14 protein-coding genes are annotated in these 12735 nt (G+C 37.0%); 5 read left to right on the top strand and 9 right to left on the bottom strand.

Features of this window, described 5'->3' with window-relative positions; translation table 11 throughout:
• Window positions 1–6 precede the first annotated feature (6 nt).
• Window positions 7–2322, top strand: coding sequence for an ATP-dependent helicase (locus tag M0G43_RS09080; protein ID WP_248025233.1), 2316 nt, complete (start codon window positions 7–9; stop codon window positions 2320–2322).
• Between the two features lies 1 nt (window position 2323).
• Here the strand turns inward: M0G43_RS09080 and M0G43_RS09075 are convergent, their stop codons facing one another.
• On the bottom strand, window positions 2324–3292 hold the full coding sequence (locus M0G43_RS09075; protein ID WP_248025227.1) for a hypothetical protein: 969 nt from the start codon (window positions 3290–3292) through the stop codon (window positions 2324–2326).
• The gene (locus M0G43_RS09070) at window positions 3289–4248 is read right to left on the bottom strand and encodes a hypothetical protein (RefSeq protein ID WP_248025225.1); all 960 of its coding nucleotides are present in this window, start codon (window positions 4246–4248) and stop codon (window positions 3289–3291) included. Before M0G43_RS09070 ends, M0G43_RS09075 begins: the two co-directional genes overlap by 4 nt.
• Before the next feature lie 139 nt (window positions 4249–4387).
• On the opposite strand from M0G43_RS09070, the gene M0G43_RS09065 reads away from it, so the two are divergent.
• Window positions 4388–5008, top strand: a complete 621-nt coding sequence (locus M0G43_RS09065; RefSeq protein ID WP_248025224.1) for an L-threonylcarbamoyladenylate synthase — start codon at window positions 4388–4390, stop codon at window positions 5006–5008.
• On the opposite strand, the gene M0G43_RS09060 is transcribed toward M0G43_RS09065, so the two are convergent.
• The 4 genes from M0G43_RS09060 to M0G43_RS09045 form a co-directional block, all read right to left on the bottom strand.
• Window positions 5005–6147 (bottom strand): MFS transporter, encoded by a 1143-nt coding sequence (locus M0G43_RS09060; protein WP_248025222.1) that lies wholly within the window; start codon window positions 6145–6147, stop codon window positions 5005–5007. The two genes, M0G43_RS09065 and M0G43_RS09060, sit on opposite strands and share 4 nt — an antisense overlap.
• Window positions 6148–6282: 135 nt before the next feature.
• Window positions 6283–7143, bottom strand: coding sequence for a flagellar motor protein MotB (locus M0G43_RS09055; protein WP_248025220.1), 861 nt, complete (start codon window positions 7141–7143; stop codon window positions 6283–6285).
• A 93-nt stretch (window positions 7144–7236) separates the two neighbouring features.
• A complete protein-coding gene (locus tag M0G43_RS09050) occupies window positions 7237–8223 on the bottom strand; it encodes a glycosyltransferase family 2 protein (RefSeq protein ID WP_248025218.1) in 987 nt (328 codons plus the stop codon).
• A gap of 105 nt (window positions 8224–8328) precedes the next feature.
• Window positions 8329–8778 (bottom strand): type I restriction enzyme HsdR N-terminal domain-containing protein, encoded by a 450-nt coding sequence (locus M0G43_RS09045; protein ID WP_248025215.1) that lies wholly within the window; start codon window positions 8776–8778, stop codon window positions 8329–8331.
• A 106-nt stretch (window positions 8779–8884) separates the two neighbouring features.
• Here M0G43_RS09045 and holA point away from each other — a divergent pair, with 106 nt between their 5' ends.
• From holA to M0G43_RS09030, 3 genes are all read left to right on the top strand, one after another.
• Complete coding sequence (gene holA, locus M0G43_RS09040; protein ID WP_248025212.1) at window positions 8885–9889, top strand: DNA polymerase III subunit delta; 1005 nt, start codon at window positions 8885–8887, stop codon at window positions 9887–9889.
• Window positions 9890–10036: 147 nt separating this feature from the next.
• Window positions 10037–10597, top strand: coding sequence for a type 1 glutamine amidotransferase domain-containing protein (locus M0G43_RS09035; RefSeq protein WP_248025208.1), 561 nt, complete (start codon window positions 10037–10039; stop codon window positions 10595–10597).
• A gap of 48 nt (window positions 10598–10645) precedes the next feature.
• A complete protein-coding gene (locus M0G43_RS09030; protein WP_248025206.1) occupies window positions 10646–10900 on the top strand; it encodes a Rho termination factor N-terminal domain-containing protein in 255 nt (84 codons plus the stop codon).
• A gap of 81 nt (window positions 10901–10981) precedes the next feature.
• On the opposite strand, the gene M0G43_RS09025 is transcribed toward M0G43_RS09030, so the two are convergent.
• The 3 genes from M0G43_RS09025 to M0G43_RS15820 all read right to left on the bottom strand — a co-directional run bounded on the left by M0G43_RS09025 (window position 10982) and on the right by M0G43_RS15820 (window position 12602).
• A complete protein-coding gene (locus tag M0G43_RS09025) occupies window positions 10982–11332 on the bottom strand; it encodes a DUF2200 domain-containing protein (protein WP_248025659.1) in 351 nt (116 codons plus the stop codon).
• A gap of 539 nt (window positions 11333–11871) precedes the next feature.
• Window positions 11872–12150 carry a sulfite exporter TauE/SafE family protein gene (locus M0G43_RS15825; RefSeq protein WP_317231454.1) on the bottom strand — a complete coding sequence of 93 codons (279 nt, stop codon included), beginning with the start codon at window positions 12148–12150 and terminating at the stop codon, window positions 11872–11874.
• Complete coding sequence (locus M0G43_RS15820; protein WP_317231453.1) at window positions 12132–12602, bottom strand: sulfite exporter TauE/SafE family protein; 471 nt, start codon at window positions 12600–12602, stop codon at window positions 12132–12134. Before M0G43_RS15820 ends, M0G43_RS15825 begins: the two co-directional genes overlap by 19 nt.
• Window positions 12603–12735 lie beyond the last annotated feature (133 nt).

Raw genomic sequence — 12735 nt, 5'->3', positions numbered from 1 at the left:
TACGTTTTGGAGAAGTATTTAAGTCAGTTGAATGAGGCGCAATTAGCACCAACCTTGCAAAAAGATGGTCCAATGATCATCATTGCTGGCGCTGGTTCCGGCAAAACCCGAGTGCTGACCTATCGCATTGCCTATTTGATGAGTGAAGGCATAGACCCTTTTAACATTTTGGCGTTGACTTTTACCAACAAGGCAGCGCGCGAAATGAAATCGAGGATTGCATCGATTGTTGGTGAAAGCGAAGCAAAAAATCTGTGGATGGGAACGTTTCACTCGGTTTTTGCTAAAATTCTGCGCATCGAAGCTGATAAGTTAGGTTATCCAAATAACTTCACTATTTACGATACTCAAGATTCACAACGCTTGATTTCAGCCATCATCAAAGAAATGAATCTCGATAAGGATGTCTATAAATACAAACAGATTTATTCCAGGATTTCTTCATACAAAAATAGTCTGATAACGGTGAAGGCGTATTTTCAAAATCCTGAATTGATTGAAGCAGATGCGATGGCAAAGCGCCCTCGTTTGGGTGAAATTTATAAAAATTATGTCGATAGATGCTTCAAAGCTGGTGCTATGGATTTTGATGATTTATTATTGAAAACCAATGAGTTGCTGACGCGTTTTCCAGATGTATTGGCGAAATATCAACATCGTTTTCGATATATTTTGGTGGATGAGTATCAGGATACGAATCATTCACAATATCTAATTGTGAGAGCGTTATCAGATAGATATCAAAATATTTGTGTGGTTGGTGATGATGCTCAAAGTATCTATGCGTTTCGTGGTGCCAACATCAACAATATCTTGAATTTTCAGAGAGATTATGATGGTGTGAACGTGTACAGATTGGAGCAAAACTATCGTTCGACAAAGAATATTGTCAACGCAGCAAATTCCATCATCGACAAGAACAAAACCAAACTCGATAAAATAGTTTGGACAGCCAATGATGAAGGCGCGAAAATAAAGGTCAATCGTTTGATGACTGATGGTGATGAAGGTCGCTATGTGGCGAGCTCTATTTTTGAGAACAAGATGGAAAAACAGATGAAAAACTCTGAATTTGCTATTTTGTATCGTACCAATGCGCAGTCGAGAGCGATGGAAGATGCCTTGCGAAAGAAAAACATTCCGTATCGTATTTATGGTGGATTGTCGTTTTATCAGCGGAAGGAGATCAAAGACGTCCTGTCATATTTAAGATTGGTCATCAATCCTGCTGATGAAGAAGCTTTGAAACGCGTTATCAACTTTCCTGCGCGTGGCATTGGTCAAACTACCATTGACAGACTGATTGTTGCTGCAAATGATTTCAATCGTTCCATTTTTGATGTGATGAAGAACATCGGACAATTGGATGTCAATATCAATTCCGCTACAAAAAATAAGCTGCAGAATTTTGTGACGATGATTGAAAGTTTTCAGGTGATGAACCAAACAGCCAATGCGTTCGAACTTGCAGACCAGGTTACAAAAGTAAGTGGTATCATTCGCGAATACAACAACGATGGCACTCCAGAAGGCGTTGCCAAGATGGAGAATATTGAAGAATTGCTCAATGGTATCAAGGATTTTGTGGAAGGGCAAAAGGAGCTGGCTGATGCAACAGGAAGTATCACGGAATTTTTGGAAGATGTCGCTTTGGCAACCGATTTGGATAATGATAAAGGTGATGATGACAGGGTGGCCTTGATGACCATTCACTTGGCGAAAGGCTTGGAGTTTCCTTATGTGTATATTGTTGGGATGGAAGAGGATTTATTCCCGAGTGCGATGAGTATGAATACACGCAGTGAACTAGAGGAGGAGCGACGTTTGTTTTATGTGGCATTGACTAGAGCTGAAAAGCAAGCTTATTTAACATATACAATGTCTCGCTATCGATGGGGAAAACTGATTGATGCAGAGCCAAGTCGATTCATTGAGGAAATTGATGATGAATTCTTGGAAGTCTTGACGCCAATTGATGATAGACGTTTCAATCCGATGTTGTCTGCAGATATTTTTGGAGATATAGAGCCAAACCTAATACGGTTCAAGAAACCTGCAAAGCGCTCTACTGCGGAGAAACCTCCTAAATTCGTTCCACCACCAAAATTAAAACCCATCGGCAAATCTGAAGGAAGTGCAAATACCAATCTATTTGATGGAAAACTTGCGGTGGGCAATATCGTTGAACATATGCGATTTGGCAAAGGTGAAGTCCTTAAAATTGAAGGTGTAGGCGCTGATACCAAAGCAGAAATCAATTTTGAACACGGAGGCGTCAAAAAATTGTTGTTGCGATTTGCAAAACTGGATGTTTTAGGATAAGCTACCTTACCATACATACAGAATTGATGTGACCATAACCATCATATTCCTTGACAGTATTGTTTGGGTCCACAATCCATTTGCCATCAACGATAAATTTATAATGATGCTTGCCACCTGACAATGGCAGAGAATATTCCCAGATACCTTCTGAAGTTTTTTGCATTCTCAACTCTTTTTCGTCCCAATCGTTAAAGCTTCCAGCCAAAATCACCTTATTGGCATCATTATAACCTTTCAACTGAAAGGTTGTCATTTTTTTGACATCGATGTGAGAGTTGTAACCTCCAAATTCATTGAAAACCTTATCAGGATTGGTTGGATCTTCCATCCAATTGCCATCAACTATAAACTTATATTGGTAGTCGTTTGGAGCCAGTTTTAGAATGATTTCCCATCCGTTTTCGATCTTATACATCCTGAATAGGTCTTCATTCCATCGATTGAATGTGCCAGTAACAATTACTTTTTCAGCATTTTCATAACCTCTCAATCGGAACCTGACATTGCCATTTTCATCTGGGAACGCAGTATAAAGCTTCAAATTATAAACGTGCAAATTGCTGTTGTCTTTCACGGCCCAACCAATATTTGGGTCTTTATGAGTAGGTTCTGCCCAGTAATCATTATTGATGATAAATTTGAAATCCCAAGAGAACTCACCCATAAAATCATCGAGATGCTTTCTTAATTGGTACGTATGTTCATCAATTTTTTTCATTGGCCAGGCATCTTTAGACCAATTATTGAAATTGCCTGAAACAGCAACCGTTTCAACTGTAATATCAAATAGAGATTCTTGGTGACCACTAGTGTCGCTGGTCACTTTTTTGTAATCACTTTCTTTAAAGATAAAAACCACCTCGCCTCCTTCAATATAATAACCTTTTAGATTCTCTTTTTGAGAGAAAACCAATGTGTTTGTCACTAAAAACACGAATAGGATGGTATGTTTTATGAAGCTTTTCAATTTCTAACTATAGGATAATTTACAAAATAAAGCTTTTGTTTTTGATAATTGATGATGGTTCTTTTTTGTTTGAAAAATTCGTAACCCAAAATTCCATCCAATGACGTTCCAAATGCTTCGTTCAGATTATTCAGGTTACTCAAGACCGTTTCCATTGGTGCAAAAAATATGCTGTCGCTCAATTTTACCCTGTACAATTTCCCTGCCAAAACTTCAACCGTGTGACCGCTGGCATCGCTTAACTCTAGATGTCGCATCGGATAGAAAAATTTCAAAACCTTCTTGTTCAAGCGTTTATTTATTTGGTTGTATTCGGCAGCAGTGTCGAGACCGAAACTCAATTTGTGTTTGTCCACATAAGTATCGAGCACAATGGTATGGTTTTTCAGTTTGAAATCGACACTATCTACAATCGTTTCCAGATAAATATGTTCATCTAAAGTATTGCCTTTTGAATCTACTTTTGACAGCGTAATCTGATTCAGGTACATATCAATAAAAATTTCATAATCCTTTAAGACATTGAATCCAATGATTCCCAAAAGATTCATTTTTTTTGTCTTTTCGATATGAGATAAATCAATGATATCTGATGTTTTATTGGTGAGAACCAAATTTTTAATCACAAACTCCTTCAACTGACGTTCCAGCGGATTGTCCACAGTATTCAATACGCCCGAAGTTTCTTTTGATTTCTTGTAATAAGGATTATAGGACTCAAAATGAATCTTATTCAAAATCAAGGATTCAGAGCCAGTATCTATGATAAAATTGCCTTTTTTGTCTAAAAGTTCAGCTTCAACAACAATGAGATGATCGATCAATTTAAAAGGAATACGTGTCGTGTATTCATTGACAATTTCTGCTTTTGAAAAAACAATATTGTCCAATAAATCGTTGGAAAACAGACTCGTCGAAATAAGAAAGAAGCACAGAAAGGTTGGTAAAGGTCTCATAGTATTAAGACTGTATAATTTTGAGATTGTTACAATCTTATGCCGAAAACACTTTGATATCACCAATTTCACTTAAATAAGTTCTGAAGGTATTAAAAATATTGATTACTTTGTAGGTGTATTGTTCAATACGAATGCTATGGCCGATTTTATCAGAATTTACGAAGAGAATCCAAATCCGAAGGAAATAAAAAAAGTAATTGATGTCTTGAGAAAAGGCGGATTGATTATTTACCCTACGGATACGGTTTACGGTTTGGGTTGCGATATTACCAATATGAAAGCCTTGGAGCGTGTTGCTTTGATCAAAGGCGTGAAACTTGAAAAATCCAATTTTTCCTTTGTTTGTCACGATTTGAGTAATTTGAGTGATTACGTAAAACAAATCGACACATCAACTTTCAAGATTTTGAAGCGTGCCTTACCAGGACCATACACATTCATTTTACCGGGCGCCAGCTCTTTGCCTCATCCATTTAAGAAGAAAAAAACTGTAGGTATTCGTGTTCCTAATAACAACATTGCGTTGGAAATTGTACGTCAATTGGGTAATCCTATTATCTCGACATCCATTCGTGATGAAGATGAGATAATTGAATACACCACAGACCCAGAACTCATTTATGAAAAATGGGATAATCTTGTCGATTTGGTCATCGATGGTGGCTATGGAGATAACCAAGCCTCAACCGTTATCGACTTATCAGAAGAGCAGCCTGTGATAGTCAGGGAAGGCAAGGGGAGTTTGGAAATCTTCTAGGCTGTATCTGCTTGTCTCTTGAAAAACAATTGAGATACAGGAATCAACATCAACCCTGAAATCAAGAAAATTATAAAGGCAATTTTTAAGTTAAAAGCGTGGGCAATGTAGCCTATGAGTGGTGGACCAATTAACATTCCAACAATTGCATAAGTTGCGACAATGGAAATGGCCATACCTGCCGAATATTTTTTAGATGTTCCAGCTAGCATAAACGTCATCGGGAAAATAGCTGCGACACCTAAACCTGTAATGCTCAATGCCACAATGGAAGGCCAAAAATATGGGAATAATATCAGCGAAGTTATACCGACCGAAATAAATGATGAACTTATGATATACATTCGTTTCATCCCTAATTTTTCAATCAATACATCTGAAAAGAATCTGGAGAGCGCCATAAAGACCATAAAAATAAGATAGCCGAGTGTAAATAAATCTTCCTTAACGACCTCCTTGAAGTACACACCGCTCCAATCGAAAATTCCTCCTTCACAAACAGCAGCAAAGAACACCAAAACTCCAAGAAGTACAATCTGCCTGTCTGGCTTTCGTAATTGAAGCTTGTTGCCTTCTGCAGCTCTGTCATTTTTCAAAAGTAAAGGATAAGCAATCAACCCAACAATCAATGAAAACGAAGCTGCAATCAAAGTATGGTTTTGCAAGCTCACACCATATTTAACCATAAAGGTTGAGAAAATAACGCCTATCAATCCACCAGAACTCCAAAGTCCGTGAAACGACCCAATAATCTTTCTGACAAAACTTTTCTGGACGCTGATGGATTGCGTATTCATAGCAATATTGAGTATTCGCATACAAAATGAAAATATAAACACAGCAACAACCAGCATCAATATGGAATTTGAAAGACCAATGAGTGCCAACGCAATATTCAACAATACAAAGGATACAATCAAAGGCTTTCTGCTATCGAATTTCGCTACTAACCAACCAGAGAGTGGCAAGCCCATCAATGAACTTATGGGCAATGTCAGCAATACATTTCCTAATTCTGCTTCGTTCAAACTGAACAAATCTTTGATGGTAGGAATCCTTGCGGCCCAAGTAGCGAAACAAAAGCCGGAAAGCAGGAAAAATAGACTTAAGGAAATGCGTTGTTTATGATGTTCGCTCACGATTGGTTATTTTGAAGCTGCAAATATCCGTTGGATAATTTAAATGGTAAAATCATTTAAGTTTTTGTTTGGATTTGGGAAATAAAAAAGCCCAATCAGTGCGATTGGGCTCAAAATACGCTTTATAAAAGCTTATTATTTTTTTCCTTCTGAAAGGTTTTTCATTTCTTTTTCTACCATTTCGTAGAACTGATCAATTTTAGGTAATACTAAAATACGAGTTCTTCTGTTAGTAGCTCTGTTTTCGGCAGTGTCGTTAGATACCAATGGCACATATTCGCCACGTCCTGCAGCCACCAATTGTTTAGATGGAACACCTAAATCTTCCAAAACTCTTACAATAGATGTCGCACGCTTCACACTCAAATCCCAGTTGTCTAACAATACACCGCTTTTGTAAGGTACAGTGTCGGTATGACCTTCTACCATACATTCAAAATCAGGTTTGCTGTTAACTACTTTTGCCACTTTAGCCAAAACTTCTCTTGCTTTGCTTGTAACATTGTAGCTACCACTTTGGAATAACAATTTGTCAGCGATTGAGATATAAACCACACCTTTTTCAACATTGATTTGAATGTCTGGATCGTTGATTCCAACTTCACGCTTCAAACTTGTAACGATTGCCAAAGTCACACTGTCTTTACGAGTCAATGCATCTTGCAAACGTGTAATTTTCAAATCTTTTTCTTTCAAGCTTTCAAGTGATTTTTCTAGGTTTTCAGCACCTTTTTGAGTCAAAGTGGTCAAGTTACCTTTAGTATCAATCAAATCTTGGTTTGTTTTACGCAAATCTGACAATTGTTCTTGCAAACCAGCTACTCTCGCATCTGCGGCAGCTTTGTCGGCCAAACAACTATTTAATTTAACAGTTGCGGAGTTCAATAAATCTTGTGTTTCTTTTTGTTTTGCCTCAAGTTCAGCGTACTGTTTTTTAGATACGCAAGAGCTCAATATGAACATTGAAAACACGCTTAATAACATTAGTTTTTTCATAGTTGTCGTGATTAAATAATTTAAAATTTAACATTTCAAAATTATACAAAAAAGGATTGCTTGGCTATCTATTAACAAAAAATTTAACACTTTTTATAAACAATTGAATTCCTTGCGTTTTCGGACGAAGTAAGTCCAAACAATTGAACTGATTTGATAATAATTGTAACTGTTTTCAAGCTGTTTTCTTTGTTTCAATAAACGAGGTAAGTGACTGTAAAAACTAAAGTGCGCTTTGAGGATGGCAAGAATGTGAAAGAATTTAAATTCTATTAAGAATTTGAGCGCTGCCAAACCATCCAGAAGCAATCGAACCAATATTAAACTGAACAGGTTTCCACCAGCATTTTTAGTCAAGGTGAAAAGGCTATTTCTAAAATTGAGGAATGTTTTCTTCGGATTACTGTTTTTTAAGGTAGCGCCTCCCACGTGATAAACAACACAATCTTGTACATACCTAATAGCGTATCCAAGGTTGTGAACTCTCCAACACACATCTATTTCTTCCATATGTGCGAAAAATGATTCATCAAAGCCATTCAATTGTTGAAAGATGTGACTCCTTATAAATAAACAAGCTCCAGATGCCCAAAAAATATCAGCATCATTATATTGATCTTCATCGCGCTCAACGGTGTCAAAAATGCGTCCTCTGCAATAAGGATAGCCATACTTATCTATAAATCCACCAGCTGCGCCAGCATATTCATAATAATCTCTTCGCTTGTAATCGAGAAGTTTTGGTTGAATGATCGCTATATTTGGATACTTATCAAAAGTGGAAATTATCGGCTGCAACCAGTGTTCTGTCACTTCAACATCACTGTTCAAAAGACAAAAAGCATCGGCTTTTATTTGCCTCAAAGCATCGTTATATCCTTTGGCATAGCCACCATTGACTTTATTCTGAATCACATAAACCGATGGAAAATTTGCTTTCACAAATGACACCGAATCATCAGTAGAAGCATTGTCCGCCACATAAATATCAGCATCTTGAGAATATGCGACAACAGAAGGCAAAAACTGCTCCAGCAATTGCTTTCCGTTCCAATTCAATATAACTACGGCTACTTTCAAATATAACTATTCAAAGTTTTGGGTTTAAAGTTCAAACTTCCACATTTCAAAAGTAAGGTATTTATATCTTTATATCGAATACTGAATACTGAACACTGACCACTGCTACTGCCTACTATAAACAGGAATGTCCTTCAAAAACTGATAACGTTCATTCTCAAAATCCATCAAACAAAAATAATGATGCAGTCCGTTGGTGATCATTAGATAACTAGCGTTTAAAGACAGGTTATAACGCGCCACTTGGTCAAAGGTGGTTTGATCTATGGTAATTTGCGGTGCCTTACATTCCACAATCAAATGTATACTGCCATCTGTATTAAAAACCACCACATCATAGCGTTTTTTCAATCCGTTGATGGTCAATTCTTTTTCTACATTGATCAATGTTTTGGGATAATTCTTAACAGTCATCAAGTAATGGACAGTATGCTGGCGCACCCATTCTTCGGGCTGGAGTACCACAAATTTTTTACGAATCTCATCGAAAATAGATATTTTATTTTCGCTATTTTTGAATCGAAACTGAAACTTCGGGAAATTGAGTGGCTGCATTCATCGAAATTACTGATTTTCTATAGAAAATAACAAATCTCAAGTACCAAATTCCAATACTTTTTCGATTTGGGATTTGGGATTTTTAAATTGAAATTTTTTTCCTTTGGACGACATCAAACTCTTAATAGACGACATCAACAACAAAAAGCTAAAGCCAGTTTACTTTTTGATGGGTGAGGAACCTTATTATATAGATCGCATCTCTCAATATATAGAGGCAAATGTACTTTCCGAAGAAGAAAAAGGTTTTAACCAAATGGTATTATATGGTCGTGATGTCACTGTGGAAGATATCGTGAGCAATGCTAAACGCTATCCAATGATGGCAGAGCATCAAGTGGTGATTGTCAAAGAAGCTCAAGATTTATCGCGCACCATTGAGAAGTTGGCCGACTATGTAAAGCAGCCACAGCCTACCACAATTTTGGTTGTCAATTATAAATATAAGACCATCGATAAACGCAAATCGCTTTACAAAGAAATCAAGAAAACTGGCGTCGTTTTTGAGAGTAAAAAACTTTACGAAAACCAAGTAGGCGATTGGATCCGTCGGGTTTTGAGCGGTCAAGGTTATACCATCGTACCAAAAGCAGCATTAATGCTCGTGGAATTCTTGGGTACAGACTTAAGTAAAATCAACAACGAACTCGAGAAACTCCAAATCATCCTACCGAAGGGAACACAAATCACACCACAACATATAGAGGACAATATCGGTATCAGCAAAGACTATAACAATTTTGAGCTGCGCAAAGCCATTGGCGAACGTGATGTTCTTAAGGCGCATCAAATCATTAAATACTTTGCAGATAATCCGAAGGACAATCCAATGGTCGTGACCGTGTCATTACTGTTCAATTTCTTCTCCCAACTTCTGCACTTTCACGGCTTGGCAGATAAGTCGCCTCGCAATGTGGCTTCGGCCTTAAAAATCAATCCGTATTTTGTGAATGAATACATCACTGCGGCCAGAAATTATCCTATGAAAAAGGTCAGTGCAGTCGTGTCAACCTTGCGTGATTTTGACGTGAAAGGAAAAGGCGTTGGTGCCAATGCCGTGCCTCAAGGCGATTTACTCAAGGAGCTCGTCGTTCGCATCTTCAATTAACAATTTTTCTTCTGAATTCTTCATTTTAAGATGTTTTAACATTAATCGCTAAAGTTAGGTTAAACCCTGTGTTTTTCTTGACTTTCGCTCTTTATGATGGTAAATTAGTGTTAGAAATTAATTATTAATTATAAAACCAAAACAACAATGGAAAACTTAAATAGAAAAAGAGTTGCAATCTTGGCAACTGACGGATTTGAAGAAAGTGAATTGAGAGAACCAAAAGCAGCCCTTGAGAAAGCAGGAGCAGAGGTTCATATAGTTTCTGAAGAGTCTGGCGAGATAAAAGGTTGGGCCGATGGAAATTGGAGCAACTCATATAAGGTAGATAAAACCTTGAATGAAGTCAGTCAATCTGATTACAATGCGTTAATGCTGCCAGGAGGTGTTATCAATCCTGATAAATTGAGAAGAAATGATAAAGCGATTTCTTTCGTAAAATCATTCTTTGAAAATCATAAACCAGTAGCAGCTATTTGCCACGGACCACAAATCTTGGCTGAAGCAGATGTACTGAAAGGACGTAAGATCACATCTTTTAGCTCAATCAAAAGAGATATGATCAATGCTGGTGCCAATTGGGTAGATGAAGAAGTAGTGGTAGATGAAGGATTGGTAACGAGCCGTACACCAAATGATTTGAAAGCATTCAATGACAAGTTGGTAGAGGAAGTTTACGAAGGTAAACACGAAGAACAAACGGCGTAAGTTTCGTTTGATAACAACTAATTTTAAAACAACTTAAATTTTCAGACTATGGCACCTCAAAAAAATCACGGGCCAAGCATCAAAAATGATGAGCGCTATGAAGCGCTACGAGATGAAGGCTATAGTAAACAAAAAGCAGCCCGAATTGCCAACACCAAGAATCCCGGTGAAAAAGGAGGAAAGGCGAGTACCTATGAAGATAGGACCAAGCAAGAGCTTTATGATAAAGCGAAAGAAGTTGGTATTGACGGACGCAGCAAGATGAACAAAAATGAATTGATCAATGCGCTGCGGAACAATTAATAGTTGGTTGAAATAATCTTTTGAGGATTATTTAGAGAGAAGCCAAATTCACATATGTTGAATTTGGCTTTTTCTTTGTGCTTAAGTCCGCAGTATTTTTTCCATCGGGCGGCCTTTCGCGAGCTCATCGATCAGTTTGTCCAGATAGCGTACTTTTTTCATCAAAGGGTCTTCAATTTCCTCAATGCGATAGCCACATATAACACCTGTAATTTTTGAAACATTCGGATGAAGTTGAGGTGCTTGGTCAAAAAAATCTTCAAAATTAGTTTTCTGCTCAAGGTGCTTTTCAACGGCTTCTTGTGTATAGCCCGTAAGCCAACGTATTATAGTGTCTACCTCGTCTTTGCTCCGTCCTTTTTTTTCAGCTTTAGTAATATAGTGCGGATACACACCCGAAAATGCCATGGTATAGATGCGATGTTTGGTCATATTGTGGACAATTAAAATTGTAGACAGCAAGTTAGTGAAATTGCTGAAAAGTCGTGATGGTTCCATGAAAGAGCATCATTATTTGAGCTGAATCCCTCAATAACATAAATGCTGAATCGAATTAAATAGCTGTCGATCAGTTTAATCATTTGATCAATAAATATGACTAAATAATTATTATTGGTGTCAAAAATGTCCAAAGAGTGGACAAAAATGTCCAAAGAGTAGACAAAAATGTCAACAGAGTAGACAAAAATGTCCAAAGAGTGGACAAAAATGTCCAAAGAGTAGACAGAAATGTCCAAAGAGTAGACAAAAATGTCCAAAGAGTAGACAAAAATGTCCAAAGAGTAGACAAAAATGTCAAAAGAGTAGACAAAAATGTCCACAGAATACACAAAAATGTCCACAGAATACACAAAAATGTCAAAAAAGTAGACAAAAATGTTCAAAGAGTAGACAAAAATGTCTACTTAATTGACTGAAATGTCAATAGTTTTGACAACTTACAGATGGTTGATGACAAAATGGTAATTGATTCATCTCAAAATCTGTTGCACTATTGTAACCAACCCAATCAATAAAATCAATACCAGTGAAATAGTTCGAAACTTCTCTTGCGGAATATGTTTTAGAATGCGTTTGCCTATATAAGTACCTAAAACACCAATGACGAACAAAAATGGTACATACTTTAAGTCATGCTTATGAATGTAGCCATTATTATAGTACACAAAGGTCCTCGAAAAATCTATCATAAAATCGATAAATGCTGAAGTAGCTATAAACACGCTCTTTTCTAGATTAAATGCAGCCATGTCAGACCTCTTATCGCACCTCCTGTACCGAGGAGTCCAGCAGAAAAACCAGAAAAAGTTCCACCGATTACCGCATTTTTGTCATTAGGCGTTATGACTGTTTTACTTCTTATTAAAAAAAACAGACTTAACGAAGCGAGAAAAAAGCCCAATATTAATTCTAAATAACCGGTTTTAATATACTTCGAAATCAATCCGCCAACTATAACAAACAACACAGAAGGCACGCCTATGGTAAGCAGTAGACGCCTATTCAGGCCTTTTTTAAAAAGGAAGATTTTGCTCAAATTGCTCGACAAATGAAACAATGCCGTAAGACCCAACACCGAATGAAAATCAAAATAGAAATTGCCAATGGGAACAAAAAACACTGAAGAGCCGAAACCACCAATAGTCCCAACGATTTCAGCAATAAGAGCCAATACTAAAAAAACATAATTGAGATCTCTCATTTCAGGCGATTTTTAGATAGCATATTTATTTTGAAGCTTTATAAACTATACCTGGATCTAGTTTTTAACATAAATATAATTGATTTTAGATATCAAATTTCTCCTTACGTTGATTTATATTCTTAATTGTGTT

It is taken from the genome of Subsaxibacter sp. CAU 1640, assembly GCF_023156585.1.
Lineage (GTDB): Bacteria > Bacteroidota > Bacteroidia > Flavobacteriales > Flavobacteriaceae > JBPOFM01.
Note: the sequence above shows the minus strand (reverse complement) of the source record. Positions and strands in the feature narration are given on the sequence as shown.

Coding starts and splice junctions, on each gene's coding strand:
- M0G43_RS09070 (WP_248025225.1), bottom strand. CDS start 4,248: ATGAGACCTTTACCAACCTTTCTGTGCTTCTTTCTTATTTCGACGAGT.
- M0G43_RS09065 (WP_248025224.1), top strand. CDS start 4,388: ATGGCCGATTTTATCAGAATTTACGAAGAGAATCCAAATCCGAAGGAA.
- M0G43_RS09055 (WP_248025220.1), bottom strand. CDS start 7,143: ATGAAAAAACTAATGTTATTAAGCGTGTTTTCAATGTTCATATTGAGC.
- M0G43_RS09045 (WP_248025215.1), bottom strand. CDS start 8,778: ATGCAGCCACTCAATTTCCCGAAGTTTCAGTTTCGATTCAAAAATAGC.
- M0G43_RS09035 (WP_248025208.1), top strand. CDS start 10,037: ATGGAAAACTTAAATAGAAAAAGAGTTGCAATCTTGGCAACTGACGGA.
- M0G43_RS09030 (WP_248025206.1), top strand. CDS start 10,646: ATGGCACCTCAAAAAAATCACGGGCCAAGCATCAAAAATGATGAGCGC.
- M0G43_RS09025 (WP_248025659.1), bottom strand. CDS start 11,332: ATGACCAAACATCGCATCTATACCATGGCATTTTCGGGTGTGTATCCG.
- M0G43_RS15825 (WP_317231454.1), bottom strand. CDS start 12,150: ATGGCTGCATTTAATCTAGAAAAGAGCGTGTTTATAGCTACTTCAGCA.
- M0G43_RS15820 (WP_317231453.1), bottom strand. CDS start 12,602: ATGAGAGATCTCAATTATGTTTTTTTAGTATTGGCTCTTATTGCTGAA.